Source organism: Campylobacter coli (assembly GCA_039516895.1).
In the GTDB taxonomy this organism is placed as follows: domain Bacteria; phylum Campylobacterota; class Campylobacteria; order Campylobacterales; family Campylobacteraceae; genus Campylobacter_D; species Campylobacter_D coli_B.
The window spans coordinates 618,351-643,811 of the sequence record CP154437.1 but is presented as its reverse complement, the minus strand read 5'-3'; the positions used below and the strand labels follow the sequence as shown (position 1 = coordinate 643,811).

The 25,461-nt window shown below is 31.6% G+C and carries 28 protein-coding genes; 3 read left to right on the top strand and 25 right to left on the bottom strand.

What is annotated here, in order from left to right:
• Positions 1-11: 11 nt before the first annotated feature.
• The 6 genes from AAID94_03160 to AAID94_03135 all read right to left on the bottom strand — a co-directional run bounded on the left by AAID94_03160 (position 12) and on the right by AAID94_03135 (position 4,936).
• Entirely contained in the window at positions 12-2,135 is a 2,124-nt protein-coding gene (locus AAID94_03160; protein ID XAK24531.1) for a cation-translocating P-type ATPase, read from the bottom strand.
• Entirely contained in the window at positions 2,135-2,338 is a 204-nt protein-coding gene (locus AAID94_03155) for a heavy-metal-associated domain-containing protein (GenBank protein ID XAK24530.1), read from the bottom strand. Before AAID94_03155 ends, AAID94_03160 begins: the two co-directional genes overlap by 1 nt.
• Entirely contained in the window at positions 2,328-3,272 is a 945-nt protein-coding gene (gene czcD / locus AAID94_03150) for a CDF family cation-efflux transporter CzcD (protein ID XAK24529.1), read from the bottom strand. Before czcD ends, AAID94_03155 begins: the two co-directional genes overlap by 11 nt.
• A gap of 72 nt (positions 3,273-3,344) precedes the next feature.
• Positions 3,345-3,611, bottom strand: coding sequence for a zf-TFIIB domain-containing protein (locus AAID94_03145; GenBank protein XAK24528.1), 267 nt, complete (start codon positions 3,609-3,611; stop codon positions 3,345-3,347).
• 57 nt (positions 3,612-3,668) lie between these two features.
• Entirely contained in the window at positions 3,669-4,163 is a 495-nt protein-coding gene (locus AAID94_03140) for a threonine/serine exporter family protein (GenBank protein ID XAK24527.1), read from the bottom strand.
• The gene (locus AAID94_03135; GenBank protein ID XAK24526.1) at positions 4,160-4,936 is read right to left on the bottom strand and encodes a threonine/serine exporter ThrE family protein; all 777 of its coding nucleotides are present in this window, start codon (positions 4,934-4,936) and stop codon (positions 4,160-4,162) included. Before AAID94_03135 ends, AAID94_03140 begins: the two co-directional genes overlap by 4 nt.
• A 64-nt stretch (positions 4,937-5,000) precedes the next feature.
• On the opposite strand from AAID94_03135, the gene AAID94_03130 reads away from it, so the two are divergent.
• On the top strand, positions 5,001-5,924 hold the full coding sequence (locus AAID94_03130; GenBank protein ID XAK24525.1) for an NAD(P)-binding domain-containing protein: 924 nt from the start codon (positions 5,001-5,003) through the stop codon (positions 5,922-5,924).
• On the opposite strand, the gene AAID94_03125 is transcribed toward AAID94_03130, so the two are convergent.
• From AAID94_03125 to AAID94_03115, 3 genes are all read right to left on the bottom strand, one after another.
• The gene (locus AAID94_03125) at positions 5,921-6,526 is read right to left on the bottom strand and encodes a DedA family protein (protein ID XAK24524.1); all 606 of its coding nucleotides are present in this window, start codon (positions 6,524-6,526) and stop codon (positions 5,921-5,923) included. The genes AAID94_03130 and AAID94_03125 overlap by 4 nt on opposite strands.
• A gap of 164 nt (positions 6,527-6,690) precedes the next feature.
• Positions 6,691-7,173, bottom strand: a complete 483-nt coding sequence (locus AAID94_03120) for a peptidylprolyl isomerase (protein ID XAK24523.1) — start codon at positions 7,171-7,173, stop codon at positions 6,691-6,693.
• 9 nt (positions 7,174-7,182) lie between these two features.
• A complete protein-coding gene (locus AAID94_03115) occupies positions 7,183-7,890 on the bottom strand; it encodes a YebC/PmpR family DNA-binding transcriptional regulator (protein XAK24522.1) in 708 nt (235 codons plus the stop codon).
• 73 nt (positions 7,891-7,963) lie between these two features.
• Between AAID94_03115 and AAID94_03110 the strand changes: the two genes are divergently transcribed.
• Complete coding sequence (locus AAID94_03110) at positions 7,964-8,338, top strand: SMR family transporter (GenBank protein ID XAK24521.1); 375 nt, start codon at positions 7,964-7,966, stop codon at positions 8,336-8,338.
• Positions 8,339-8,647: a multidrug efflux SMR transporter gene (locus AAID94_03105; protein XAK24520.1), complete on the top strand. Its 309-nt coding sequence runs from the start codon at positions 8,339-8,341 to the stop codon at positions 8,645-8,647. It abuts the gene before it with no gap.
• Between the two features lie 18 nt (positions 8,648-8,665).
• On the opposite strand, the gene argS is transcribed toward AAID94_03105, so the two are convergent.
• The 16 genes from argS to AAID94_03025 all read right to left on the bottom strand — a co-directional run bounded on the left by argS (position 8,666) and on the right by AAID94_03025 (position 25,430).
• The gene (gene argS / locus AAID94_03100; GenBank protein XAK24519.1) at positions 8,666-10,258 is read right to left on the bottom strand and encodes an arginine--tRNA ligase; all 1,593 of its coding nucleotides are present in this window, start codon (positions 10,256-10,258) and stop codon (positions 8,666-8,668) included.
• 10 nt (positions 10,259-10,268) lie between these two features.
• A complete protein-coding gene (locus tag AAID94_03095; protein ID XAK24518.1) occupies positions 10,269-10,514 on the bottom strand; it encodes a twin-arginine translocase TatA/TatE family subunit in 246 nt (81 codons plus the stop codon).
• 1 nt (position 10,515) lies between these two features.
• On the bottom strand, positions 10,516-11,133 hold the full coding sequence (gene gmk / locus AAID94_03090) for a guanylate kinase (GenBank protein XAK24517.1): 618 nt from the start codon (positions 11,131-11,133) through the stop codon (positions 10,516-10,518).
• A complete protein-coding gene (locus tag AAID94_03085) occupies positions 11,130-12,653 on the bottom strand; it encodes a hypothetical protein (protein XAK24516.1) in 1,524 nt (507 codons plus the stop codon). The genes gmk and AAID94_03085 overlap by 4 nt, the downstream gene beginning before the upstream one ends.
• Positions 12,654-12,708: 55 nt before the next feature.
• Positions 12,709-13,476: a flagellar biosynthetic protein FliR gene (gene fliR / locus AAID94_03080; GenBank protein ID XAK24515.1), complete on the bottom strand. Its 768-nt coding sequence runs from the start codon at positions 13,474-13,476 to the stop codon at positions 12,709-12,711.
• A complete protein-coding gene (locus tag AAID94_03075) occupies positions 13,463-14,098 on the bottom strand; it encodes an ABC transporter ATP-binding protein (protein ID XAK24514.1) in 636 nt (211 codons plus the stop codon). Before AAID94_03075 ends, fliR begins: the two co-directional genes overlap by 14 nt.
• Positions 14,099-14,107: 9 nt before the next feature.
• Positions 14,108-15,181 carry a translation elongation factor Ts gene (gene tsf / locus AAID94_03070; protein XAK24513.1) on the bottom strand — a complete coding sequence of 358 codons (1,074 nt, stop codon included), beginning with the start codon at positions 15,179-15,181 and terminating at the stop codon, positions 14,108-14,110.
• Positions 15,181-15,972, bottom strand: coding sequence for a 30S ribosomal protein S2 (gene rpsB, locus AAID94_03065; GenBank protein ID XAK24512.1), 792 nt, complete (start codon positions 15,970-15,972; stop codon positions 15,181-15,183). The genes tsf and rpsB overlap by 1 nt, the downstream gene beginning before the upstream one ends.
• Before the next feature lie 114 nt (positions 15,973-16,086).
• Positions 16,087-17,250, bottom strand: a complete 1,164-nt coding sequence (locus AAID94_03060) for a cyclopropane-fatty-acyl-phospholipid synthase family protein (GenBank protein XAK24511.1) — start codon at positions 17,248-17,250, stop codon at positions 16,087-16,089.
• A gap of 127 nt (positions 17,251-17,377) precedes the next feature.
• Positions 17,378-18,502 carry a c-type cytochrome gene (locus tag AAID94_03055; GenBank protein ID XAK24510.1) on the bottom strand — a complete coding sequence of 375 codons (1,125 nt, stop codon included), beginning with the start codon at positions 18,500-18,502 and terminating at the stop codon, positions 17,378-17,380.
• Positions 18,502-19,749 (bottom strand): cytochrome bc complex cytochrome b subunit, encoded by a 1,248-nt coding sequence (locus AAID94_03050; protein ID XAK24509.1) that lies wholly within the window; start codon positions 19,747-19,749, stop codon positions 18,502-18,504. Before AAID94_03050 ends, AAID94_03055 begins: the two co-directional genes overlap by 1 nt.
• 1 nt (position 19,750) lies before the next feature.
• Positions 19,751-20,254, bottom strand: a complete 504-nt coding sequence (gene petA, locus AAID94_03045; protein XAK24508.1) for a ubiquinol-cytochrome c reductase iron-sulfur subunit — start codon at positions 20,252-20,254, stop codon at positions 19,751-19,753.
• Positions 20,255-20,341: 87 nt separating this feature from the next.
• Entirely contained in the window at positions 20,342-21,610 is a 1,269-nt protein-coding gene (locus AAID94_03040; protein XAK24507.1) for an arsenic transporter, read from the bottom strand.
• Complete coding sequence (mnmG, locus tag AAID94_03035; GenBank protein ID XAK24506.1) at positions 21,610-23,469, bottom strand: tRNA uridine-5-carboxymethylaminomethyl(34) synthesis enzyme MnmG; 1,860 nt, start codon at positions 23,467-23,469, stop codon at positions 21,610-21,612. Before mnmG ends, AAID94_03040 begins: the two co-directional genes overlap by 1 nt.
• A gap of 79 nt (positions 23,470-23,548) precedes the next feature.
• Entirely contained in the window at positions 23,549-24,043 is a 495-nt protein-coding gene (locus tag AAID94_03030; GenBank protein ID XAK24505.1) for a PAS domain-containing protein, read from the bottom strand.
• Positions 24,044-24,053: 10 nt separating this feature from the next.
• Positions 24,054-25,430 carry a methyl-accepting chemotaxis protein gene (locus tag AAID94_03025; GenBank protein XAK24504.1) on the bottom strand — a complete coding sequence of 459 codons (1,377 nt, stop codon included), beginning with the start codon at positions 25,428-25,430 and terminating at the stop codon, positions 24,054-24,056.
• Between the last annotated feature and the right edge of the window lie 31 nt (positions 25,431-25,461).

The window sequence follows — 25,461 nt, the reverse complement described above, 5'->3', positions numbered from 1 at the left end:
AACTCTAAGGTTTAGACTTTTCTAAGCCTTAGAGAATTAAGCACTACACAAAGTGAGCTAAAACACATCGCAAGCGCTGCTAAATGAGGGCTTAAAGTGATAAAAGGCACAAAGCCTGCAGCTACGGGAATACAAAGAATATTATAAAAAAATGCCCAGAAAAGATTGAGTTTGATAATATTTTTTGTCTTTTTGGCAAGCTTAAAACACCAAGAAATAAGCCTTAAATCATCTTTCATAAGTATAAAATCTCCAGCATTTTTAGCCAAATCACTTCCTTCTTTAAAACTCATACTCACACTCGCCAAATTTAAAGCAGCCGCATCGTTAATCCCATCTCCTACAAAAAGTGAATTTTGCTTATGTTCTTTAATGATTTGCAATTTTTCTTCAGGCAATAATCCTGCCTTAAAATCAACAATACCCAATAAATTTGCGACACCCTGTACGCTTTTTTCATTATCTCCGCTTAAAATAATGCTTTGAATTTTTTGCTTTTTAAAATCCTCTATAAGCTCTTTAGCTCCTTCTTTTAGGGTATTTTTTAAAGTAAGCACCCCCAAGCACTCACCATTTTTAGAAAAATACACACAAATTAAGGCTTCTTCTTTTAAGCCTTGTAAAAATTCATCTGCCTTTTCTAAATTTTTCACCCCGCTCTCTTGCATGAATTTTAAATTTCCTAGCAAGTATTCTTCATTTTCTTCTGTGTATTTTACACCCTTGCCTATAAAAATTTCACTACTTCCTTTTAAAATTTGATCTTTTATCTTAGAAGCTTTAAAGATAGCCTTAGCGATAGGATGAGAACTTGAACTTTCGATTAAGGCTAGCATTTGAAAATCTTTAGCATTTAAATTATGCCTAAAAAGCTCTAGATTGTTTTGCGTTAAAGTGCCTGTTTTATCAAAAAAAGCTGTCTTGATTTTATTTAAATTTTCTAAAGCAGCAGGGTTTTTAATCAAGATAAAATTTTTCATCGCCGCACCTTGAGCGGTGATTAAAGCGATAGGAGTTGCAAGCCCTAAGGCGCAAGGACAAGAGATTAAAAGAACTGCGCAAGCGTGTAAAAAAGCCTCGCTTACACCTGCTTTAAAGCTCCAAAATACAAAAACTGCCAAGGCAAAAGCGATAATTGTAATGACAAAATATCTAGAAATTTTATCGACTGAATTTTCTAAAGGAGTTTTGATATTTCCTGCTTTAAAGACAAGATCTTTAATCTGCTCTAAAGTACTATCCATAGCTTTTTTACTTGCTTTTATATGCAAATTTCCATTTAAAAGTATAGAACCTGCTTTTATCTCATCATCAACCCTTACGCTACTAGGCAAAAATTCTCCACTTAAAAAACTCGTATCAATCTCGGCCTTACCTTGAATCACCACCCCATCAACTACTACGCTTTCACCCTCGCTTACTACTATAATATCTCCATTTTTAACAAAAGCACTTGGAATTTCGCTAAGCTCTCCTGCTTCGTTTAAAATTTTGGCCTTTTTTATATCAATTTCATTGAGTCTTTTTTGATAATTTAAAGCCTTAAATTTAGCATTTGTCTCTAAAAATTTACCCAAAAGCACAAAACTTATAATCATAGCTGCACCGCTAAAATAAAGATGCTTTTCATCTTCAAAAAGATTTAAATATATACAAAAAGAGTAAGTAAAAGCACTGATACAGCCTAAAGCGATTAGAGTATTCATATCTAAATTCCAATTTTTTAAACCCTTAATCGCATGAGAGAAAAAAGTCCTGCCGCAATAAAAAATTGCAAAAAAGCTTAGAAGCATTTGCATATTTTGGCTTAAAAAGCTTGTATCAAACATCTCAAAATACATAATCAAAGCACTTAAAACTATACTTAAAAGCAAATTTTTACGCAAAGCAATGAGTTCTTTTTTGCGGTATTCTTCCAAATTTTGCTCATTTTCTAAAATTTCAAAGCCAAGATTTTGAATTTTTTTAACCACATCTTGACTCCTTGCTTCATCTTCGAGCAAAAACACTCCGCTAGAATTCACATAAGAAACACTTGCATCACTCACTCCTTGTATTTTCTTGCAAGCGCGCTCTATGGCATTGGAGCAATTTACGCAAGTCATTTTACCTATTTTTACACGAAATTCTTGCATTATTCAATCTTTTCTAAAACTTCAAAACCAAGCTCACTGAGTTCTTTTTTAAACTCTTCTTCTCTTGAATTATCTAAATTTAAACTTAGCGTGCGTGGATTTGCATCAAGATCTATCTTGATCTCTCCAAAAATATCTTCTAAAGAATTTTTAATCAAATTTGCGCAATTTTGACAATTGATATTTGCAACTTTAAATTTCATTTTTACTCCTTAAAGGTTGAATGGTAATATGCCCTATTTCAAATCGGTGCAACAAATCATGCGATAAATCATAGGATAATTGTTCAAATTCTTTTAAATCATCGATATTAACTCGTAAATGCATAGAAGCTACTAACATTTTATTGGTAATTTGCGTGATATGTAAATCAATCACCTCTTCTACTTTAGAATTTAAAAGCAAAGCTTGTTTTACCTCTTCTATATCCACAGGAGAAGTTTCAAGTAAAACATTTACACTTTGCTTAAGAAGCGTTACAGACCATCTTAAAAGTAAGAGCGATAAAATAATAGCTAAAATCGTATCTATATAAACTATGCCGCTAAAATATACAGCAATACCACCTATAATCACCACCAAAGAACCCAACAAATCGCTCATCATATGTAAAAAGGCTGATTTCATATTGACATTTTCTAAATTTGCACCTCTAAACATCATAAAAGCATTTATAGCATTTACCAAAAAACCTAAAACAGCTACAATTATCATAGTTTTAGCATCAATACTGCTTGGATTTATAAGTTTTTCTATGGCTTCATAGATAATAAAAATCGCAGATAAAATGATGGTTAAAGCATTGATAAATGCGACCAAAATTTCTAAGCGAAAATAACCAAAAGTCTTTTGATGATCCTGCCATTTTTCTATAGCGATGATAGCTAAAAAGCTAAGTGTTAGGGCAAAAACATCTGAAAACATATGTAAAGTATCACTTAAAAGTGCAAGAGAATTAGAAAGTAAAGAATATACAAATTGAACCAACATCATTGAGAAGGTCATCAAAAGAGAAATTTTTAATATTTTCTTATCCATACTTCTTGCATCAGCGTGATGATGTTCATGGGAGTGATCTTCGTGATTGTGTTTGGAATTTTTATTTGCTAAGGGTTCGTGTAGTAAAAATTCATACATTTTATATCCTTTTTGCTTGATATTTTAAGATATTAAACTAAAAAGGATATAAAGATTTATATTTTTCATAAATTAAAAATCAAAAAGTTCGCCTAGCCAGCTTTCTCTTTTTTTCTTTTTATAATAATGATCGTGATTTTGGCTATAAGAATGATCGTTATATCTAGGTTCTTGTCTTGGAGCTTGATTAAAACTTGCTGTGTTAGGAGTGCTGCGTTCTATGATTTTATCGAGTTCTCCGCGATCAAGCCAAACGCCACGACATTTTGGACAATAATCAATCTCAACCCCACTTCTATCGCTCATTACTAAATCAACATTACAAACAGGACATAACATATATTTTTCCTTTTTTATAAAATTTTCAAAATTATAATAAGAAAAATTAAACAAAAATCAATGCTTTTTAGCATGCCTTGTCATCATAAAACTCTGCTCAAAAAATATAAGCAAAGTAACGCTCACTCCTATAGCCAAAGCCAAAGTTACCGAAAGTGTCGTAAAAAAATAATCAAAAAATTGTACCAAAAATTCAGACTTAGCCTTTAAATCATCACTGCGTATGAAAGAGATAAGGTATAAAATAGCCTTATAGGCATAAATACCTGGTATCATAGGAATAAGCGCAGGAAAAGCAATAACTTCAGCAGGAGTTTTAATAATCTTAGCCAAAGCAATACCCAAGCAACCCACACAAAAAGAAGCTATAAAGGTTGCAATTGCTAAGGTTTCAAAATGAAAATATTCTATCAAAGTAAAACGAAGTCCATGAGCAATAGCTGCCAAAAGTGCAGATAAAATAAGAGTTTTTAAAGGAGGATTGCAAGCATACGCAAAACCAAACCCAGCCATAGCAGCAAAAAACATATCTTTTAAGATAAATTCAATCATTGCAAAATCCCAAATTTTGAAATACTAAGAGTCATATAAATTCCAAGAGCAATGCAACAAATTAAAATAGCTACACTGATAATACGACTCAAACCCATTAAAATATGATCTTTTAATATATCGATTATAGAATTGATAAAAAATACCCCTGGTATAAGATATAAAATACTAGAACCAAGTGCTGCATCTGAAGTATTTGTATATCCCATATCCAAGCCCAAAAATACAAACCAAGAAGAAACAAAAGAACAAAGAATGTATTGAATTCTTAAATCTATTTTTATCTTAGTAAGGGCAAATCTTAAAAGCAGTCCCAAAAAAGTCGCAAAAAATACCAAAACTCCTGCACCAAAATCCCCACCAAAAAGCCTACAAAAGCCTGAATTAGCTATAGAAACAAATAAAAGATTTAAGATATAAGAATGTTTTTTTTGAATGCTTATAGTATTAAAAGCTAATTTTGCTTTTTCAAGTTCGTATTTATGATCATATATAGCCCAACTTAAAGCACTTAATTCAAAAATAAGCTTAAAATTGATATGTGCATGATGATTGGGTATTACATAGGTTCTTTGTATGGAATTATCTTCAATATCTACAATGTTTAAAGTAATATGATGAAAAAAGAAATTAATATTTATCTCATATCCATAAACTTGAGCTATCCTGCCAACACATTTAGCAACTCTAGCTGTGTAAGTTCCCGCACTTAAAAGTGTTTTCGTATAGTCGATTAGAAAATTTGTTAAACTTTGAATATCAGGCTTTTGCATATTTATAATTTCTTTAAATCAAATTTATATAATTATAACAAAATTTCAAAGCAAAGGAAATAAAATGTCAAAAATCGGTATTGTGGGTTTAGGTTTTGTAGGTGCAGCAAGTGCTTATAATATTGTTGTGCAAAATATTTGCTCCGAACTTTATTTATATGATATCAAACAAGATTTAGCCTTAGCACACGCAAGAGATTTAGAAGATATGTCTGCGATTCATTCTTCTTATACAAGAATAATTCATGCTACAAATTTAGAAAAACTAGCAAATTGCGATATTATCATCCTAGCTTTCAGAAAAGAAAATTTAAAAGAATTACCGAGTCGTTTGGTTGAGCTTCAAAACAATATTACCGAGCTTAAGGATATTGTTTTGAGTTTAAAACATGCAAATTTTAAGGGTAAATATATCGTTGCTACAAATCCAAACGATACGATTACTTACTACACTCAAATTCTAAGCTCTTTACCTAAAAACCATGTTTTTGGAAGTGGAACCAATCTTGATAGCTCTAGGCTTAAAAAAATTCTAGCCAAAGATTTAAATCTTAATCCCAAAGATATCACCGCTTATATGATAGGAGAACATGGGGATTCGCAATTTGCCGCCCTTTCTACTGCTAGCGTTTTAGGGCAAAATTTACTAACATTTTGCGATAAGATGGGTAAAAAATTAGATATAGAAAATATCGAAAAAGCAGTTGTTGATGAGGGGTATTTTATCTACAAACGCAAAGGAAGAACCGAATTTGGCATAGGAACTTCTTGTGCAAATTTAGCTAAAGCTGTTTTAGAAGATAGAAAAAGCTTGCATCCTGTAAGTGTGGTTTTTGATGATTTAGCATTTTCATTGCCTGCTATCATAGGAAAAAATGGAGTAGAAAAAATCTTTGAACTAGATTTTAATGAAAGAGAAAAAACGAAGCTAGAAAATTCAAAACTGCAAATTAAAAATGCTATACAAAGTGTAAGCGATAAAATTTAAGCTTTTTTAGCAAAAGGCTTTTTTATTTTTATATAAATTAAACTTGCCAAAATTATAAAAATAACTATAGCAATGAGAATTTGAGTCAGATAAGCTTTAATCAGCTCTTCATTTTCTCCTATATAATAACCCAAAAATGCAAGTATACTTACCCAAATAGCACTACCTAGTGCAGTAAAAAGCACAAAATTAACAAGTTTCATTTTAACCAAACCCGCAGGCATGGAAATATACTGACGAATTCCTGGCAAAAGCCTACAAGTAAAGGTGGAAAATTCTCCATGTTTATTAAAGAAATCTTCAAATTTTGCAAATTTGGCCTCATTGATACCAAAATATTTACCCCATCTAAGTACGAATTTTTTACCCCAAAAAAAGCAAATATAATAATTAATCAAAGCCCCTAAAACAGAGCCTAAAACCCCACTTAATATACAAAAAACTATATCAAGCTCACCCTTATGTGCTAAATATCCTGCTGGAATCATCACGATTTCACTTGGAAAAGGTATAAAACAACTTTCTAAAGTCATTAAAATAACAATACCTAAATATCCCCAATCACTAGCAGTTTCGATGATAAAATGAATGATTTCTTGCATATTAGCCTTATAGAAGAAAAATTTTCAAAATTGTAACTTAAAAAATTAAACAAATTAAAGCAAGTATTTAAAATCATATTTTCTAACTAAGATTTATACAAAAGCTATTTTAGCTAGTCTAATAAAAGACTAGCTTTATAGGTAAGATAAAAAATTAATGTAAATTAAATTTTATCACAGATTTTAATATCGATGATTTTATCACCCTGACGAATAGAATCTAACACTTCTAAACTTTCTTTATCTTCAGGATTAATTTGTCCAAAAACAGTGTGAACTCCATCTAAATGAGGCTGTGGACTGTGGCAAATGAAAAATTGAGATCCTCCTGTATCGCGTCCTGCATGTGCCATAGATAAAGTCCCGCGTTGGTGCTTGTGTGCTTGATCATCACACTCACAAATAATCTCATATCCAGGCCCGCCTATACCATTACCGTGTGGGCAGCCCCCTTGAATCACAAAATTTGGAATCACACGATGAAAATTTAAATCCTTATAAAAACCCTCATTTGCCAAATTTGCAAAATTGCAAACAGTTTGTGGAGCTTCATCACCAAAAAGTTCTAATTTCATTGTACCTTTTTCAGTTTCCACAAGGGCAAATTTATACTCATTAACCTTACTTGTATCAATTGTTTTTAACATTTTTTCTCCTTATTCTATATTCGTATAAACAGCTTGAACATCATCGTCATCTTCAAGTTTATCTAAAAGTTTTTCTATATCTCCAAGTTGCTCTTCGTTAAAACTTACTGGATTATTGGCTATATATTCAAGTCCTGCTTTTTTAAGAACCAAGCCCTTAGCTTCTATAGCGGTACTAAGCTCGCCAAAAGCTGTATAATCTCCACTAATTACTAATTCTTCTTCATTTTGCTCTAGTTCTTCAAGTCCTGCATCGATTAACTCAAGCTCTAATTCTTCCAAATCTCCATCAAATTTCTCAAGATGGAAAACCGCTTTTCTTGCAAACATAAAACCCAAAGAACCGTTTTGCAAAACCTCTCCGCCATTTTTACTAAAAATAGCTTTTACATTGGCTACTGTACGCGTAGGATTATCCGTCATACATTCTACTATCACCAAAGCTCCGTGAGCAGCCTTTCCTTCGTAATGGATATTTTTAATATCAGCACTGTCCTTACCACTGGCTCTTTTTATCGCTGCATCGATATTATCTTTTGGCATATTATTTGCCTTAGCAGTAGCTATAGCACTTCTTAGCTTAGGATTCATATCAGGATCAGCTCCACCCTCTTTGGCGGCTACTTGTATAGCTTTGGCAAGTTTAGGAAAAAGCTTGCTCATTTTATCCCATCTAGCTTCCTTAGATGCTCTTCGGTATTCAAATGCTCGTCCCATCAATTCTCACTTTCTTTAAGATTTCTAAAGTTAAAAGTATAAAATAAAAAGGCTAATTAAAGCTTTAAATGATATGATTTTGCCATTTATTTTTAGGAGGGCTTTCTTGAATTTAATAAAAAAAGAACTCTTTATAGCCTGGTTCTTTCTTATTAGCGCAATTGTTTTTGAAGTTTTGGGTACAAGTTTTTTAAAAATGGATAATCCTATTTTAGCCTATGGTTTTATGGCTATTTTTATAGCTTTTTCTTATTTCTTTATGGGAAAAGCGATTAAAAAAATTCAAGTAGGAATTGCTTATGCCGTGTGGGAGCTTTTGGGTATTATTCTTATACTTTTAGTTTCTTTTATACTTTTTAAAGAAAGCTTAACTTCGACTCAAATGCTAGGCATTGCTCTTTCTATCATCGGAATCATCCTAATCAATATAGGCGAGGTTAAAGAATAAATGTATATAGCAATTATAATTTTATCAGCATTCTTAGACATCGTTGCGAATTTATTATTAAAAAAATCTGATGGTTTTAGACATAAATCTTGGGGTATAGCTGCAATCATCAGTGCCATACTGGCCTTTTTTCTACTTTCTTTTTCTTTAAAATATGTTCCGCTAAGCATAGCTTACTCAACCTGGGGTGCTATAGGAATCATAGGAACTTGTCTTGGTGGGTGGATTTTATATAGAGAAAAATTAAACAAAATAGGAATTTTAGGTATTGTTATCGTAATTATAGCAGTATTTTTACTCAATCATTAAAACAGTAAAAATACTGTTTTAATGTTCCATTTTATTCTTAGCTTCAATTCCCATTAAAGCAAAAGCTGTCTTAATGCTAAGTGCAACCAAAGCAAAGAGTTTTAATAAATCATTTTCATTAACAGAGCCTACAACTTTGTTTTCATTGTAAAACTTATGGAAACTAGCAGCTAAATTTTTAAGATAATCAGGAATTTTTTGTAAAGCGCGCGCCTCAAAAGCATCGGTTAAAACAGCTTTTAAATTTAAAGCTTCAAAAAGCAAATTTACTCCATCTTGATTTAGACTTTGCAAATCTGCATCAATTACATCATCGATTTTTTTACCCGCTTTGCCAAAAACTTGATGAATTCTAGCGTGAGCATAATTAATATAAAACACAGGGTTAGAATTATCTTCTTTTTGTAAATCACTTATATCAAATTCTAAATGAGTGTCGCACTTCTTACTTAAAAAGATATAACGCAATGCATCACTTCCTATCTCTTCTACCACATCACTCATTAAGATAAAATTTCCAGCCCTTTTACTCATCTTATAAGGCTCTCCATTTTTAAGCAAAGAAACCATTTGTGCTAAGATAATTTCAAGATCATCAGCTTTAAAGCCTAAAAATTCCATAGCGGCTTTCATTCTAGATATATAGCCATGATGATCTGCTCCCCAAATATTGATACATTTATCATAACCCCTGCTCATTTTATCCTTATGATAAACTATATCTGCTGCCAAATAAGTCCCACGACCATCTTCACGGATAATAACACGATCTTTTTCATCTCCTTTTAAAGATGAAGCAAGCCAAATTTTACCCTCTTGTTCGTAAACACCCCCATGCTCTTTTAAAGCTGATAGCGTTGCCTCCAAAGCACCATAATAAGATCTTTCACTGGCATAAGCATCGATTTGAATATTTGCTTGACTTAAATTATCCTTAATCAAAATAAGCATTTTATCTTTAGCCCAATCCGCTAAAGCAGGGATATTTTCTTCAGTAAAAAAATCTTGAGGAAAGTGTTCATAAGCTTCTTTTGCAAGATCTATAATATAATCACCCTTGTAATACTGCTCAGGATATTCCACTTCTTGTTTTAAAATACTTTCTTTGATATTTAAGAAAATAGAAAGTCCTAGTAAATAAATTTGATTACCCGCATCATTGACATAATATTCGGTGTCAAATTTATACCCTAAATGTTTTGCAACGCGCGCTAAAGTATCGCCAAAAACCGCGCCTCTTGCATGCCCTATATGCAAAGGACCTGTAGGATTGGCGCTGACATATTCAAGTAAAAAACTTTCAGTTTTACCCTCTCCTTTGGAGAATTCATTTGGATTTTGTAAAGCTTTGTTTGCAAGATCATTTAAAAAGGTTTTTGATAATCTAAAATTCAAATACCCATTGAGCGCTTCAACCTTATCAAAATAGCTATGCTCTTGAAATTTAGCAGCTAGATCATTTGCTATAGCAATAGGTGATTTTTTTAATTCTTTAGCCAAAGAAAAAGCCAAAGGAGTAGCAAAGTGAGCTAGATTTTTATCCTTTGGATTTTCAAGCGCAAAATCACACTCTAAAATTTTTTTAACCTCATTAAAAATAATATTTTTCAAAAACTAAGCCTTAAGATTTTTTTACTTCATCTATATTTGCATCAGTGCTTGTATGATTGGTTGTATTTTGCTTTTCTTCGATTTTATGTGCATTTGCATTTTTTGCTGCTTCATCTTCATTGCTCATTTCATCTTTAAAAGTCTTAATACCTTTACCCAAGCCTTTTGCAAGCTCCGGTATCTTTTTAGCTCCAAAAAGTAATACAACAATTAATAAAATAATTAACCAATGACTTGGACTTGACCAACCACCCATTTTATTCTCCTTTATTCCAAATATTTTGAATTTGCTCTAGATTTTGCCCTTTAGTCTTAAACTTATGGGCGATTAAAATTGCTCTTAAGGCTTCGTAACTTTCCTCTAGCTTATCGTTAATGATCAAATAATCATACTCGTTAAGCTCTTTCATTTCATCACTCGCATTTTGCAATCTTTTCTCTAGTTGCAATATTGTATCAGTATTTCGCTTAATAAGTCTTTTTTTTAATTCATCTTTATTTTTTGTAGTGATAAAAACAGAAATGATTTTTTCAGCCATTTTCTCTTTAGCTATCTTAAAACCTTGCACATCTATATCAAAAACAACTATTTTGCCATCATTTAAAGCATTTTGTGTATGTTCAAGCGAAGTGCCATAAAAATTTTCATGTACTTTAGCCCATTCTAAAAACTGCTCTTTATCTATACCTTGTTGAAATTCATCATGTGTGATAAAATAATAATCCACCCCATGTTGCTCACCCTCTCTTGGCAAGCGTGTTGTTGAAGAAATAGAAAAATAAAGTTCTTCTTGAAATTCATCAAAAAGTCTTTTTAAAAGAGTAGATTTTCCTGCTCCGCTTGGCCCTGAAACCAATAATATAAAAGCACTCAATTTTTATCCTCGTTAAAACTAATGCTAATATTTATATTCATATTCATACCCTTAAGTGCTGCTTTTAAAGTATCATCTTTAATGCTTGAAGTGATAGCCCCTGCTATACTTTGACTCAATTCATTAACAATTTCTTCACCTGCTTCACTTGCTAGTTGATCTTCTTTGGTTTTTAATTTCTCGCTTTTATTATCTTCTAAAGTAGATATTTCTTCACCTAAGGCTTCTTGTATATCGCTTTCTTTTAAACTATCAAAATCGTTAATTTCTAATTTTGGAACAACGATTTCCTCATCATTAATCGGTAAATCTTTGTCATCTAAAATAGGCTCTTCTTTAAAATCCTCTAAAACCTTAATACTGTCATCACTGTCAATATCATATTCAAGTTCATCAAGTTGTGCTAACTCTTCTTTAATTTGATCTTGAGTGCTTAAATTACTCATCTCTTCAAATTCATCATGCTCATCTAAATTTTCTTGATCTTCTACAACAGGCAAGAAATCCTCTACAGCCTCATCCTCTTCTTTTGTTTGTCCTAAAAATTCAGCATCTTCTGGAATATCATCAAAATCAACTTTTGTTTCTTGTTCTTCAACGATAGGAAAATCATCGGTGATAAGATCTTGTGATTGAATTTTATCAAGACTTTCCTCTTTCTCTAATGCTTCAATTTTTGTTTCTTCTTTTATATCCAAAGCATCATTTGCATTTACTTCTTGACCTTCATCAAATTCACTATCTTTTAATAAATCTTTGTCTAATTTATCAGTTTGTTCTTCAAGCTCTTGAATATCTTCTATTTTATCTTGAATTTCATTTTGTTCTTCAAAATCTTGCTCTTGGTTTGTAGAATTTTCTTCACTAATTTTATCATCTAAAATATCATCTTGAGATAATACTTCTAAAGATTCTTGATCTTCATTTTTTTCTTCTAAATGATTCACTGTAGCTTCTGATGTATGATTCTTTTCTTGCTCTTCATCAAGACTTAAGTCATCTAAATTTAACTCTTTATCGGTATTTTCATGAGCTCTTGCATCCTCTTTTATATCATCTAGAGCTAAAGATTCTAAATTTTCTTCCATAGAGAGCTCATTTTCTTGTATATCTTCAGTTTTTTCATCAGGCAAATCATCTAAATTTAAATCATCTAAATCTAAACTGATATTAGCATAAGGATTTTCAGCTTCTTCGATTGGTAAAATAGCGTCATCCTCGATTTTAAGATTTTCTTGATTTAACAAATTTAAAAAGTCTGTAGGCAAAAATGGTTTATGTAAAATTAAAGCATCAACATCCACGCTTTGATTACGCGGGGCTAAAAAAATTAGTTTATCGCATTTTTCTTTAAGAATTTTCAAAGGAGCAGGCGTATCACTGTCGACTATAATTGCATCATAATGACCTAAATTTTCATCATAGGCATTAACTTCCTCAAAATCATAAGACATTTTTTTCGCACTCAAGCTTATAAGTCTTGATACAACAGGGTTTTCATTCAAAAGTAAAATTTTCATCACTTTAATCCTTAAAAATAATTGCTATTCTATAACATTTTCATTTATCCTTTGCTTAGGCGAAAAATAGAGTTTGCATATGAGTAAAAACCTCCAAAATCAAATCTTTAAAATATTGCATCATTACAAGTAAAATAGCTATTAACACTATAAATCCTAAAGCTATCTTAATGGGATAACCAATTACCAAAAGATTAAATTGCGGCATAGTTTTCATTAAAAGCCCAAAAATAGTATCTGCCAAAAGAGAAATTCCAAGTATTGGAAAACTCATCGTAAAACCTATAATAAAAATATTTAACATTCCCATATTTAGATAATGCATTAAATTTTCATGAGGATAAAAACCACCAAGACTAATATAACCCAAAGAATGACTTAAAAATAGAAGCATTAAATGATGACCATCAAATGCAAGAAAAAATAACAAAGCAATCAAATGTAAAATTTGTGAAGTAATAGGCATATTTGTTCCAGAACTTGGATCTAAAACACTAGCCATAGTAAATCCCATAGTAAAAGCTATCTGCTCACCCGCCATCATGATAATAGCAAAAATAATCTGCAACATAAGCCCAGCTATCATTCCAAAAACAATTTCACTTAAAAGCTGTATAATAAAAAAACTATCTAAATGTAAAATTTCAAGTTTTGCCAAAGGAAATAAATACATTGTTAAAAATAATGCAAAAGTCGTTTTGATAATTATAGGGATAGAATTATGAGAAAAAAAGGGAAAAAATACTATAAGTCCACTCATTCTAGCAAAGAGCAACATAAAGGTGGCTACATTTTTATCTCCTAAATAATTAACAAATTCCATTAGTATTTAAAATATAAGTCTTATCACAAAATTGAGCAAGCTTAGAATCATGAGTAACAAAAAATAAAGCGGCATCATTTTCTTTGGCATAAGAAACCAAAAGCTCTATAACATTTTTAGCATTATCAAAATCCAAATTTCCCGTAGCCTCATCAGCAAAAATAATTTTTGGTTTTTTGCAAAGCACTCTAGCTATGCTTACGCGTTGTTGCTGACCTCCGCTTAATTTACCTATTTTTTGTTTCAAAAGCTCATGAATACCTAGTTTTTTTAAGATTTTTTCATCTAAATCTTGGTTTGATAAAACACTAGCAAGTTCTATATTTTCTAAAGCTGAAAAACCTTTAAAAAGATAATGGGTTTGAAAAATGATGCCCAAGTCATAACGACGAATTTTCAGTCTTTCATTTTCACTTATCTTGTAAAGATTTTGACCCTTAAAAAAAACTTCGCCCTTATTTGGTTTTAATAAAGAAGAAATTATATGCAAAAGAGTGGATTTTCCGCAGCCACTACTGCCTTGTATAGCAATACAATCTTTTTGATTTAAAGAAAAATTTAAATTTTCAAAGAGCGGATAATCAAAGCTATGACCTAAATTTTCCGCTCTTAATAATTCCATTTTAATACTTTAAAGCTGTGCAGCAACTTCAGCAGCAAAATCTTCGGTTTTCTTTTCTAAACCTTCTCCCACTTCGAAACGAATGAATTCAACTATTTTGATTTTTCCGCCTAATTCTTTTTCTTTTTCAGCAATCACTTGTTCAATAGTTTTTTTATCATCCATTACATAAAATTGACCCATTAAAGTAAGTTTACTATCAAGTTGAGAATTATCCGCTATAAAGCTATTCATTTTACCAGGGATAATATTGTCCCAAATTTTCTCAGGTTTGCCTTGAGCCTTAAGCTCTTCTTTTATATTTTCTTCAGCTTCTTTTAAGATTGCATCGCTGAGCTGTTTACGGCTTGCAAATTTAGGAATTTTATGCTCTGGTTTGTTTGGATCTTTAAGTCTGCGTCTTTCTTCATTTTCTTTTTCAAGCTCTGCGACTAAAGCTTTATATTCATTTTCTACAAATTCCATATCCAAATCTTCATAGCTTAAATAGCTTGGCTTCATAGCAGCTATATGCATGCAAAGTTGTTTTAAGAAATCTCTTGATTTATTTGCTACTTCAGCATTATCACAAGCTGCAGCGATGATAACACCCACACGACCATTAGTATGGATATATCCATTTACCACACCATTTGCACCTGCTTTTAAACTAGCAAATCTTCTTACAACTAAGTTTTCACCGATAGTTGCAATTTGACTTTTTAAATATTCTTCAAATTTTACGCCATTGATTGTGCTAGAGTGAAGTTCTTCAACGCTTTGTAGGCTATTATTTTGTATATGTGCTGTCGTATCTTTTGTTAATGCGATAAATTGATCATTTTTAGCTACAAAATCTGTTTCTGAATTAATTTCACTTACCGTTGCACTTGTAAAATCATCACTTACTTTAACACTTACCAAACCTTCAGCAGCAAGTCTATCAGCTTTCTTAGCGGCTTTACCCAAACCCTTTTCTCTTAAAAGTTGAACTGCTTTGTCAAAGTCTCCATTTGTTTCACTTAAAGCATTTTTACAATCCATCATCCCCGCGCCTGTGCTTTCGCGGAGTTCTTTTACCATTGCAGCAGTAATTTCAGCCATTATTCTTGCTCCCCATTAAAATCTTCTTCGCTCATTGCTTCGTCTAAAACTTCTTTTTTCTCTTCATCTGTGATTTCTTTTTCTTCACTTGGTAAAGCTTCACCATCTTGTTCTCTTAATGCTTTTCCTTCATTGATAGCTTCAGCCATTTCTTGGCAAAAAAGTTGAACTGAACGAATTGCATCATCATTTCCTGGGATAGGATAAGTTACAAGATCAGGATCGCAGTTTGTATCTAGTGGAGCTACTACAGGAATTTTTAATCTATTTGCTTCTTGAACTGCAATTTTTTCTTTTACTGTATCTATAACGAAAATCATATCAGGTTGTGTTTTCATATAACGAATTCCACCAAGATAAGCCAATAATTTCTCTTTTTTTCTCGTAAGCATTAAAGCTTCTTTTTTAGTTAAAAGTTTAATACTTCCATCTTCTTCCATTTTTTCAATAACTTCTAATTTTCTAATTGATTGGCGAATAGTTCCAAAATTTGTCATCATACCGCCTAACCATCTATGATTTACATAAGGCATACCGCATTTTTCAGCGTATTCCTTAATCGCTCCACCAGCTTGCTTTTTTGTACCCACAAAAAGTATAGTTTTTCCTTCAGCAGCGGCATCACGAACGATATTGTAAGTATATCTAAAATATCTCAAAGTTTTTTGTAAGTCTATTACATAAATACCTTTTCTCTCACCAAAAATAAATTTTTTCATTTTTGGATTCCAGCGTCTTGTTTGATGTCCAAAATGTACACCACATTCCAATAAATCTCTCATACTAACCATGAGTTTCTCCTTATAATTTAGCTTTATTCCTCCGCATCCCTTAATTTATACAAGCTAAAAAGGATTGATGCGTGCGAAATGAAGCTAAGATTTTATCAAATTTAAGTTTAGTATTTACTTATAAATATACTCTTTAGTAAGACTAAGATTATTATTGATTTCTTTTGTAATTAAAAATTGAAACAAATCTACACTTCCAACGCGAAACGCAGAAGCACAAGAGCGAAGATATAAATCCCACATTCTTATAAATTCTTCATCATATTTTTTTCTTACTTGAGGTAATACTTGATTAAAATTATTACTCCACATATCTAAAGTTTTTGCATAGTGTATTCTCAAGCTTTCTGCTAAAAGAAGGTGAAAATCCCATTCGCTCATAGCACTTACAACCTCTCTTAATGATGGCAAATAGCCTCCTGGAAAAATATATTTATCTATCCAAGCATTAGTTTTTCCTTCAAACATTGCCAAAATTGAATGCAAAAGCATAGAACCTCCTGGTTTTAATACTTGTTTTGCTTTCATAAAATAAAGTCCTAAATTTTCTTTGCCTACATGTTCAAACATTCCCACTGAAACAACTTTATCAAAATAATCCTCAAATTCCAAATCTTGATAGTTTTGAAGTCTTATCTCTACTCTATCCTCAAGCTTAAGCTCTTTTACTCTTTCTTGGGCTTTCTTGCATTGTTCTTCTGAAATAGTAATTCCAACAACCTTAACTCCATATTTTTGTGCCGCTATAATAGAAAGCCAACCCCAACCACAACCTATATCTAAAAGCTTTTCATTGGGTTTTAAATCAAGCTTTTTAAGGGTATGCTCTATTTTATTGATTTGAGCTTCATAAAGAGTATCGCTAGAAGTCTTAAAATAAGCACAAGAATAACTCATTGTATCATCAAGCCAAAGTTTATAAAAATCATTACCTATATCATAATGACTTTTGATATTTTTACTTTCCTGTTTTTGGGCTATTTTACTCAAGATATCCTCTGTATTTTTTAAAAAACGCTTATTTGAAAAATAATACAAAACTTTAGCTATTTCATCATAATCACCTTCAATTTCTAGTTTAGACTCCATATAGTGTTTTGCAAAAACTAAACTCGTATCACTAAATAATTTTAAAAAAGGTATTTTTTCTTTGAAAATTAAAGAAAATTTAGCAGGCTGATTACCCACATGAAATTCTTCTTGATCCCAAAATACAATTCTAAAATTTCCATAATTCCATTTTGAAAGAATAAATTTAATCATTTGTTTTTCAAGCATGATATACTCCAATTAATAAAAATTATTATTTGATAGTATCTCTTAATTAGGTTTAAAATTTAATAAAATCGAAGAAAAGATAGAATTTTTGCCACAGATATAAAATAGTGGCAAAAATTTTATAATATTAATGTAGTTTAGACCAAACAGAACGCTTCCAGCCTATAGCAAAAATACTTAGAATTACAAAGAATATCATTACATAAATTCCTATGCTTTCTCTTTCTTCTTTTTTGCTATCACCCACTTTTTCAAGATAAGAAACAACTTTAGCTTGTGCATCTTCTGTTAGACCTACTCTTGGCATAGCAGTTCCTGGAAGAAGTTTTTGAGTATTATTGATAAAATCATGCAAGTATTGCTCTCCGCGAGATCTAATCATCATAGAAAGATCAGGTGGAACTGAACCTAAATAATTTGCCAAGTCATTATGATTAGATGGGGTAAAGAAATTATCATACTTAACATCATGGCAACGACCGCAAGCTTCTATAAAAGTACTTTTATCTTTAGCAAAAGCAATTTCTTTTTCAACCAAAGCTGATTTCTCATTAGCATCTTCAATTTTTGAGTATTTAAGCTCTGCCTCTTGTTTAATTGTAGCATTTTCTTTAGCTTCAAATTTAACACCTACTTCTTTTAAATAAGCAATAACATCAGCTATATTTGCATTTACAAGCTCTTCACTATCTCCTGAAGTTTCACTATTGTAAGCAGTCATGATAAAAGCATCGCCAAATTTATGATCTACTTTTAAAGCAAGAGCAGGATTCATGATCAAAGCGGCTAAAAATTTCTCATCAAAAATAACACCTGCTGAACTAAGATCAGGTGGGATTACACCCAAAGAAGAATCTGTAATATTTGCTGCTATATCATCTTCTTTAACGCCATGACATGCAAAACAATTATTATTAAAGAACTCCTTGCCTTTTGCGGCGTTTCCTTTAGTAAAATCAATTTTTGCAACATCTGCCCAAAGCTCTTCTACTTTAGCTAAATTTTCTTTAGCCTTATCTAGATCTTTTTGAGCACTTTCTATTCTTTTTGCATCATTTGATTTTTTCGCATCTTCTAAAGCTATTTCTTTTTCTGCTATGATACCTTTAGCATAAGCTGTATCTTCTGCTGCATAATCAAAATTAGCAGGAGCAACATGGGGTTTCATTACAGAGTGCGCATAAGGCTCAACTCCCCAATAAACAAGAGCAGTAAAAACCACTACTACTAAAAATATTTTTAGTTCTCTCATTACTTAGCTCCTTTTCTTTCCATGATAGTTATTACAGGTAAAACGACTATAAATAAAAGTAAAAATATTATAGAAGCATAAAAACCAACCCAAGCATTTACACCTGTTGGAGGTAATTTTCCATAAATAGTTAAAACGATGAGATCTATAAGCAATACCCAAAACCAAATAAAAAATAAAGGTCGTTCGTGAGCAGGTTTAACCACATCACTTCTATCAAGCCAAGGAAGTAAGAAGAAAATAACTTGTGCAATACCAAAAGCAGCCAAACCTATATCAAAAGCTTTAATACCTGCAATATCAAAGAAAAATCCTCTTAAAACTTCATAACTCCACAAGAAATACCACTCAGGATAAATATGTGCTGGAGTTTTAAGTGCATTAGCTGGATCAAAGTTGATAGGATCCATTGCAAAACCAAACTTAAAGCATACCAAATAGAAAAAGAAAATCATAAAAAGACAAATATACATGAAGTCTTTAGATAAAAATCCTGGCCAAAAAGGAATTACTTTAGAACCTTTTGTATCGCCTGCCATATATTTTTCAGCTTCTAAATCAAAGTCTAATTCTTCAGCGATTTCATTATTTACATGAGGAATTCTTAAGGAATAAAAGTGAAATGCTATGATAGCAATGATTACTATAGGAAGTAAACATACATGAAGCATAAAAAATCTTGTCAAAGTTGGATCAGAAACTGCATAATCACCACGAATCCAAATAACAAGCTCAGGTCCAATAAGTGGAATTCCACCAAAAAGATTAGTAATAACTTGAGCTGCCCAATAACTCATTTGTCCCCAAGGAAGCATGTATCCACTAAAAGCTTCAGCAGAGAATACTACAAAAAGTAGCATACCGCTTACCCAAATCATCTCTCTACCACGCTTATAAGAACCATAATAAATTCCTGTTAGCATATGAATATAGATAATTAAGAAGATAACCGAAGCGGCAACACCGTGCATATGACGCCAAAGCCAACCATATTCCACTTCCTGCATGATAGTTTTATTTACACTATCAAAAGCAAGAGCAGTATCAGGCTTATAATACATAACAAGCAAAAGCCCTGTAATAAAAAGCACAGTAAAAAGAGTAGTTAAAATAACTCCCATTGCCCAAAGAAAATTGATTTGCTTTGGAATCCAATATTTTACCATTAAAACATCAAGTAATTTATGTACTGCTAGTCTTTGATCAAGCCAATCCACTAGCCCATTAGCCTTTCTAATATGCGCCATATTAAGCTTCCTCCGTCATTTTTTTGTATTCTGGACCTTCTTCACCTAGAACAAGTTTGGTTCCATCTATTTTAAAAGGAGGTATATCAAGAGGTCTTGGAGGAGGCCCAAAGGTATTTTTTCCACTTGTATCAAATTCACCACCATGACAGGCACATTTAAAAAGTTGCTCACTTGCGTGATAAGCAGGAATACAACCCAAATGAGTACAAAGTCCTATAACAACAGTATATGCAGCATTATCTACCACAACATCTCGCTTTGTATCCTTTTCCATATTTGGATCTTTTTTTAAGATAAAAATAGGCTTTTTACGCCATTCTATAGTTCTAAGCTCTCCATCTTGCATTCCCGATAAATCTACTGTAGTAAAACCCGCAGCTTTAACACTTGGAAGCGGATCCCAAGTTTTTTTCACTGCAACGAGTGAAAAAACACCACCTACAGCAGCTACTGTTCCAAATGCAAAACCCATAAAGCTTCGTCTACTTTCAGATGTAGCCATAACTTCGTCCTTTCGTTTTTTATTTTAACCAAATCATTAGTGTATCTAAAATAAAATAAATTTTTTCTTTGTTTACTAAGTTTTATTTTAATATTGCAAAACAAGTGCAAAAAGCGAACAAATGAGCACTGGAAAAGTGATTAAAAAACCAAATTTACAATACTTCCAAAAAGAAATTTCTACACCTTTTTTTGTCAAAAGTCCCAGCCAAAGTAAAGTAGCTAAAGAGCCTATGGGAGTAAGTTTTGGTCCTATATTGACTCCTAAAAGGTGTGCATAAACCATACTTTGAGGAAAATTTTTCAAGGCTAAATCACCAATCAAAGTCATAGGTAGATTATTGAATATAGAAGAAAGAAAAGCCGAGATAAACCCTGTTCCAAAAATGGCAGTAATTTTATTTTGAGCTAAAACATCATAGATAGAAATTAAAATATTACTAATTCCAACCTTATGCAAGGCAAAAACTACCATATAGAGTCCAAAACTAAAAGCAAAAATACCCCAAGGTACATTTTTAATAATTTTTAATGCCTCCTTTTTCTTTAAAAAACAAACAAAAAACCAAAAGATCAAAGCACCGCTTATAGCAAAAAAGCTGACATTTAAGCTATAAAATTCTCCTATAAAAAAACTTGATACAAAAAATATTAAATAAACAACACAAAAAACAAAAAGTTTTACCGAAATACAATCTTTTGTTAAGATATTGATTTCAAGCTCCTTAGGTAATATTTTTGCAAAAATCAAAAATACCATTATAATAGTAGAAAACAACACAAATAAATTAGGCAAAAACATAGTCTTGGCAAATTCCAAAAAGTCAAGATCAAAATAATTAGCTGTAATAATATTTGTCAAATTTGAAATGATCAAAGCATTTGAACTTGCATCACATAAAAAAGAAACACTCAATAAAAATGCACTTAAGATAGCACTTTCTTTATAGTTTTTAAGAGTTGAAAAAAGTGCAAGTACAATGGGAGTAATAATCAAAATAGCCCCATCATTTCCAAACAAAGCCGAAAGACAAAAGACAAAAACAAGCATAAAAAGCATTAATTTTTTAGTATGGATTGTATGGAAATTTTTAACTTTTGAAAGGCGTAAAATTCTCACAGCAACAAAATTAAAAAATCCCAAAACCTCCAAACTAAAAGAAAGTATAATCAAACCCACAAGAGTTAAAGAACTATCCCAAACAAGATCAAAAACAAAAAAAGCGTCCTCTAAATTAACCAGCTTAAAAATAAATGCAAATAAAGCCCCAAAAATAGCAATCAACCATAGGGGCAAATTCCATGGGCGCCAAAAAAGTAAAATTAGAGTAATTAAGAAAATTACGCTAGCAAGCATTAAGCTTTTTTCTTTTGCATTTTTATATAAATTTGTAAGATATCTAAAGCTGCAGGGGTGATCCCACTGATCTCGCTCGCTGCAAAAAGTGTTAAAGGCTTATGTTTTTGTAGCTTTTCTACAACCTCATTGCTTAATCCACTCACACTTGTAAAATCAAAATCACTTGGAATTTTCATATCAATTAAATTTTTCATTTTTTCAACTTGCGATTTTTGCATAGCGATATAATGGTAATATTTAGCCTCGTTTAAAATTTCTCTTAAAGAATACTCATCCATATTTTCAAAAATCACATTTAATTTTTTTAGCTTTTCTATATCAAAACTCGATCTTGCAACAATTTTTTGCAAATTAACTATGGAGGTGATTTTTTCCTCTCCTATACTTGCTAAAAAGGTGTTATTTTCAGTATTTGGAGTAAATTCTTTTTCAAGAAGCAGTTCAAGTCCTTTTTGAGTATTTAAACGAATATTTTCTATAAACTGATAAGACTCATCTTCTAAAAGCCCCAATTCTTTGCCATATTTTCCAAGTCTTACAATGGCATTTTCTTCCCTTAAAAGCAATCTAAATTCAGCCCTTGAAGTAAACATTCTATAAGGCTCTTTTGTACCTTTAATAACTAGATCATCAATCAAAACGCCGATATAAGCCTCATCTCTACGCAAAATGAAAGGTTCTTTATTGTCCAAAGCTAAAACAGCATTCACTCCTGCCATAAAACCTTGAGCTGCAGCTTCTTCATATCCTGTAGTACCATTAATTTGTCCTGCACAATAAAGATTTTTAATCTTTTTAGTTTCTAGAGTATGATAAAGCTCTGTTGGTTCTATGTAATCATATTCTATAGCATAACCAAAGCGTGTAATTTTAGCCTCTTCAAAACCTTTTACCGAGCGCAACATTTGAATTTGGACTTCATAAGGTAAAGAAGTTGAAAAACCATTGATATAATATTCTGTTGCATCAATAGTTTGTGGCTCTATGAAAAGATGGTGGCTTTCTTTCTCGCTAAAACGATTAATCTTATCTTCAATAGAAGGACAATATCTTGGGCCTACTCCTTCAATTTGCCCTGTAAAAAGCGGTGCTCGGTAAAAATTGTTTTTAATAATCTCATGAGTATTTAAATTTGTCCTTGCAATATAACAAGGAAGTTGTTTAGGATTAAAATTTTTTGTTCTAAAGCTAAAAGCCTTAGGATTTTTATCACCATATTGAATTTCTAATACATCAAAATCAATACTCTTAGCATCTACCCTTGGGCAAGTTCCTGTTTTTAATCTACCCATTTTTAAATTAGTACTCAGTAAATTCTCACCCAATTTCACAGAAGCAAGTTCGCCCACTCTGCCCGCTGTAAGCTTATTTTCACCTATATGAATAAGTCCATTTAAAAAAGTACCCGTGGTTAAGATTACTTTCTTTGCTTTATAGCTATTTTGCAGGTTGGTTTTAACTCCTACAACGCTATCATTTTCATAAATCAATTCGCATACTTGTTCTTGAGAAATTTCTAAATTCTTAAGTTTTAAAAGCTTGTTGCGTGCAACGATACGGTATTTATCCATATCAATTTGTGCCCTACTTCCTCGTACTGCAACGCCCTTGCTTTCATTTAAAATGCGAAATTGTATCCCCGCTATATCCGTAATCTCACCCATCAAACCACCCATAGCATCAATCTCTTTTACGAGATGACCCTTCGCAAGTCCACCTATTGCAGGATTACAACTCGCTGCACCAATTTGCTCTATAAGTGTAGTTAAAAGCAATGTTTTTTTGCCCATTCTAGCGGAAGCAGCACTTGCTTCAATTCCAGCATGGCCACCACCTATGACAATAATATCAAACATAATTTACCCTAGAAAATTAATTTAAAGCGAAAGATTATATAATATCTAGGCTTAAAACAAACTCGCTTTAAGCCTTTTTTTACTTGGATTCTTGTAAAGAAAAAATCAATTCATTATAGCTTTTTCCAGCATTTTTGCAAAAATCATTCAGCAATTCTACACCCTTATTTATACTTTCTTTTTCAGCCCTAAGCAAATCACTATAAAGTTTTTCTATAGTATCTATCGCTTTTTTATTTGGCATACGACGCACAGAATAATATCCAATAATATTATTATTTGCATCTATAGAAGGTGTTACATTAGCAAAAACCCAATAATAACCATTGTCTTTAGTTTTATTTTTAACATAGGCAAAAATTTCCTTACCTTCTTTTATATAATCCCATAAAAATTTAAACACTGTACGAGGCATATCTTCATGTCTAACCACGCTATGAGGTTTATATAATACCTCTGCCATAGTATAACCTGCGTATTTTAAAAAATCATCATTTGCATAAACTATTTTCCCTTGTAAATCCGTCTTTGAAGTAATTAAGCTATCCTCTTGTAAAAAAATTTCTTTTGCCATTTATTTTTCCTTAAAGTTTTAACTTATCTAAAATATCAGCACTTTTTTGTTCTAACGCTTTAATATCACTTACAATATTATCATACACTTTTTGATCGATGTATTCAACATTTGCTTCTTTTATAGCCTTTTGAGCATTATCTTGAATAAATTCTTTAGCCAAAACCAAATCAGATTCTGATACAAGTTCATTAATCACATTTTTCGCTCTTTCATCTAAACAAAGATTTGATATAGGATCTGTACTTGCAAGATTGAATTTTTGAGCTCCATTGAGACTAAGATAAATATTTGATTTATATAAAATATGATCGATTTTAACAACAGATAAAATTAATCTTTTAGCAAAAGCTCCAAAATTTTTACCCAATGTCGAGCTATTTTCTTCTAGACCCCTAAATGCTTCAGAGAATTTATTAATCCTTTCTTCAGATTCGCTAACTATATTAAATACTTGTTCGCTACCACTTTGAATATTAACAAAATCTTGTTGCATGGTTTGAATAGCAATAGAAATCTCACTTGTAGATCTTTGCGTCCTTTCAGCTAATTTTCTAACCTCATCTGCAACAACTGCAAAACCACGGCCATGCTCACCTGCCCTAGCAGCTTCTATGGCAGCATTTAATGCAAGCAAATTAGTTTGATCAGCTATATCGCGTATAACTTCCACCACAGAGGTAATATTTTGCGAATTAGCAACAAAGGTTTGCACTGTTTCTTTGCTAGAATTTACCACTTCCATTAAAGACGCCATAGCATTTTGCAAAGAATCAACCTCAGAGCCATTCTCCGTAGCTACATGAGTAATGCTATCAACTGAATCATAAACATGTTTCATCGCGCTAATATCTTGGTTTAAGGAAGCTGAAATTTGAGACATATCTTTATTTTGATTGCCAAGACTTAAATCCATTAAAGTTCTTGATAATGCATTTTTAAATGTAGATTTTGCAGTAACTTCTATATTTGCTAAGGCTTTGTTAATAAAATCTATATTGCGTGCAAAAATCCCTTTTAAGCCTTCAGGTAAAGCCTTGCGATAAAATTCACCCTTTTGCGAACAAGAAATAGAAGTGTTGATTTCTCTTAAGTAAGCCTCTAAACCATCGATGGTATTATTAAGATCATCTGCAATTTCAGCTAGTTTCTTGCTTTTGGTCTTAATATACACTATTCTATTATCAAAATTTCCTTCTTTTAATTCTTTACAAAGCTTGTGTAATTTATCTATCATTATTTGCTCATCTTTATAATATAACAGAAGATAAGCCAATAAAGCAATAATTAAAATAAAAATTACTGCTCCAATATAAGCATGAACAAATATAGTCCCAAGTACACCTAAAAAACCCATAAAAATAGCCAATATAAACGCATTTTTCATATTGCATTTCCTTTTGTTTTTATATTTTAAG

Excerpts from the sequence above, each read along its gene's own strand:
- AAID94_03160 (XAK24531.1), bottom strand. The coding sequence starts at position 2,135 with ATGCAAGAATTTCGTGTAAAAATAGGTAAAATGACTTGCGTAAATTGC.
- AAID94_03155 (XAK24530.1), bottom strand. The coding sequence starts at position 2,338 with ATGAAATTTAAAGTTGCAAATATCAATTGTCAAAATTGCGCAAATTTG.
- czcD (XAK24529.1), bottom strand. The coding sequence starts at position 3,272 with ATGTATGAATTTTTACTACACGAACCCTTAGCAAATAAAAATTCCAAA.
- AAID94_03145 (XAK24528.1), bottom strand. The coding sequence starts at position 3,611 with ATGTTATGTCCTGTTTGTAATGTTGATTTAGTAATGAGCGATAGAAGT.
- AAID94_03140 (XAK24527.1), bottom strand. The coding sequence starts at position 4,163 with ATGATTGAATTTATCTTAAAAGATATGTTTTTTGCTGCTATGGCTGGG.
- AAID94_03135 (XAK24526.1), bottom strand. The coding sequence starts at position 4,936 with ATGCAAAAGCCTGATATTCAAAGTTTAACAAATTTTCTAATCGACTAT.
- AAID94_03130 (XAK24525.1), top strand. The coding sequence starts at position 5,001 with ATGTCAAAAATCGGTATTGTGGGTTTAGGTTTTGTAGGTGCAGCAAGT.
- AAID94_03125 (XAK24524.1), bottom strand. The coding sequence starts at position 6,526 with ATGCAAGAAATCATTCATTTTATCATCGAAACTGCTAGTGATTGGGGA.
- AAID94_03120 (XAK24523.1), bottom strand. The coding sequence starts at position 7,173 with ATGTTAAAAACAATTGATACAAGTAAGGTTAATGAGTATAAATTTGCC.
- AAID94_03115 (XAK24522.1), bottom strand. The coding sequence starts at position 7,890 with ATGGGACGAGCATTTGAATACCGAAGAGCATCTAAGGAAGCTAGATGG.
- AAID94_03110 (XAK24521.1), top strand. The coding sequence starts at position 7,964 with ATGATTTTGCCATTTATTTTTAGGAGGGCTTTCTTGAATTTAATAAAA.
- AAID94_03105 (XAK24520.1), top strand. The coding sequence starts at position 8,339 with ATGTATATAGCAATTATAATTTTATCAGCATTCTTAGACATCGTTGCG.
- AAID94_03095 (XAK24518.1), bottom strand. The coding sequence starts at position 10,514 with ATGGGTGGTTGGTCAAGTCCAAGTCATTGGTTAATTATTTTATTAATT.
- AAID94_03085 (XAK24516.1), bottom strand. The coding sequence starts at position 12,653 with ATGAAAATTTTACTTTTGAATGAAAACCCTGTTGTATCAAGACTTATA.
- fliR (XAK24515.1), bottom strand. The coding sequence starts at position 13,476 with ATGGAATTTGTTAATTATTTAGGAGATAAAAATGTAGCCACCTTTATG.
- AAID94_03075 (XAK24514.1), bottom strand. The coding sequence starts at position 14,098 with ATGGAATTATTAAGAGCGGAAAATTTAGGTCATAGCTTTGATTATCCG.
- tsf (XAK24513.1), bottom strand. The coding sequence starts at position 15,181 with ATGGCTGAAATTACTGCTGCAATGGTAAAAGAACTCCGCGAAAGCACA.
- rpsB (XAK24512.1), bottom strand. The coding sequence starts at position 15,972 with ATGGTTAGTATGAGAGATTTATTGGAATGTGGTGTACATTTTGGACAT.
- AAID94_03060 (XAK24511.1), bottom strand. The coding sequence starts at position 17,250 with ATGCTTGAAAAACAAATGATTAAATTTATTCTTTCAAAATGGAATTAT.
- AAID94_03055 (XAK24510.1), bottom strand. The coding sequence starts at position 18,502 with ATGAGAGAACTAAAAATATTTTTAGTAGTAGTGGTTTTTACTGCTCTT.
- AAID94_03050 (XAK24509.1), bottom strand. The coding sequence starts at position 19,749 with ATGGCGCATATTAGAAAGGCTAATGGGCTAGTGGATTGGCTTGATCAA.
- petA (XAK24508.1), bottom strand. The coding sequence starts at position 20,254 with ATGGCTACATCTGAAAGTAGACGAAGCTTTATGGGTTTTGCATTTGGA.
- AAID94_03040 (XAK24507.1), bottom strand. The coding sequence starts at position 21,610 with ATGCTTGCTAGCGTAATTTTCTTAATTACTCTAATTTTACTTTTTTGG.
- mnmG (XAK24506.1), bottom strand. The coding sequence starts at position 23,469 with ATGTTTGATATTATTGTCATAGGTGGTGGCCATGCTGGAATTGAAGCA.
- AAID94_03030 (XAK24505.1), bottom strand. The coding sequence starts at position 24,043 with ATGGCAAAAGAAATTTTTTTACAAGAGGATAGCTTAATTACTTCAAAG.
- AAID94_03025 (XAK24504.1), bottom strand. The coding sequence starts at position 25,430 with ATGAAAAATGCGTTTATATTGGCTATTTTTATGGGTTTTTTAGGTGTA.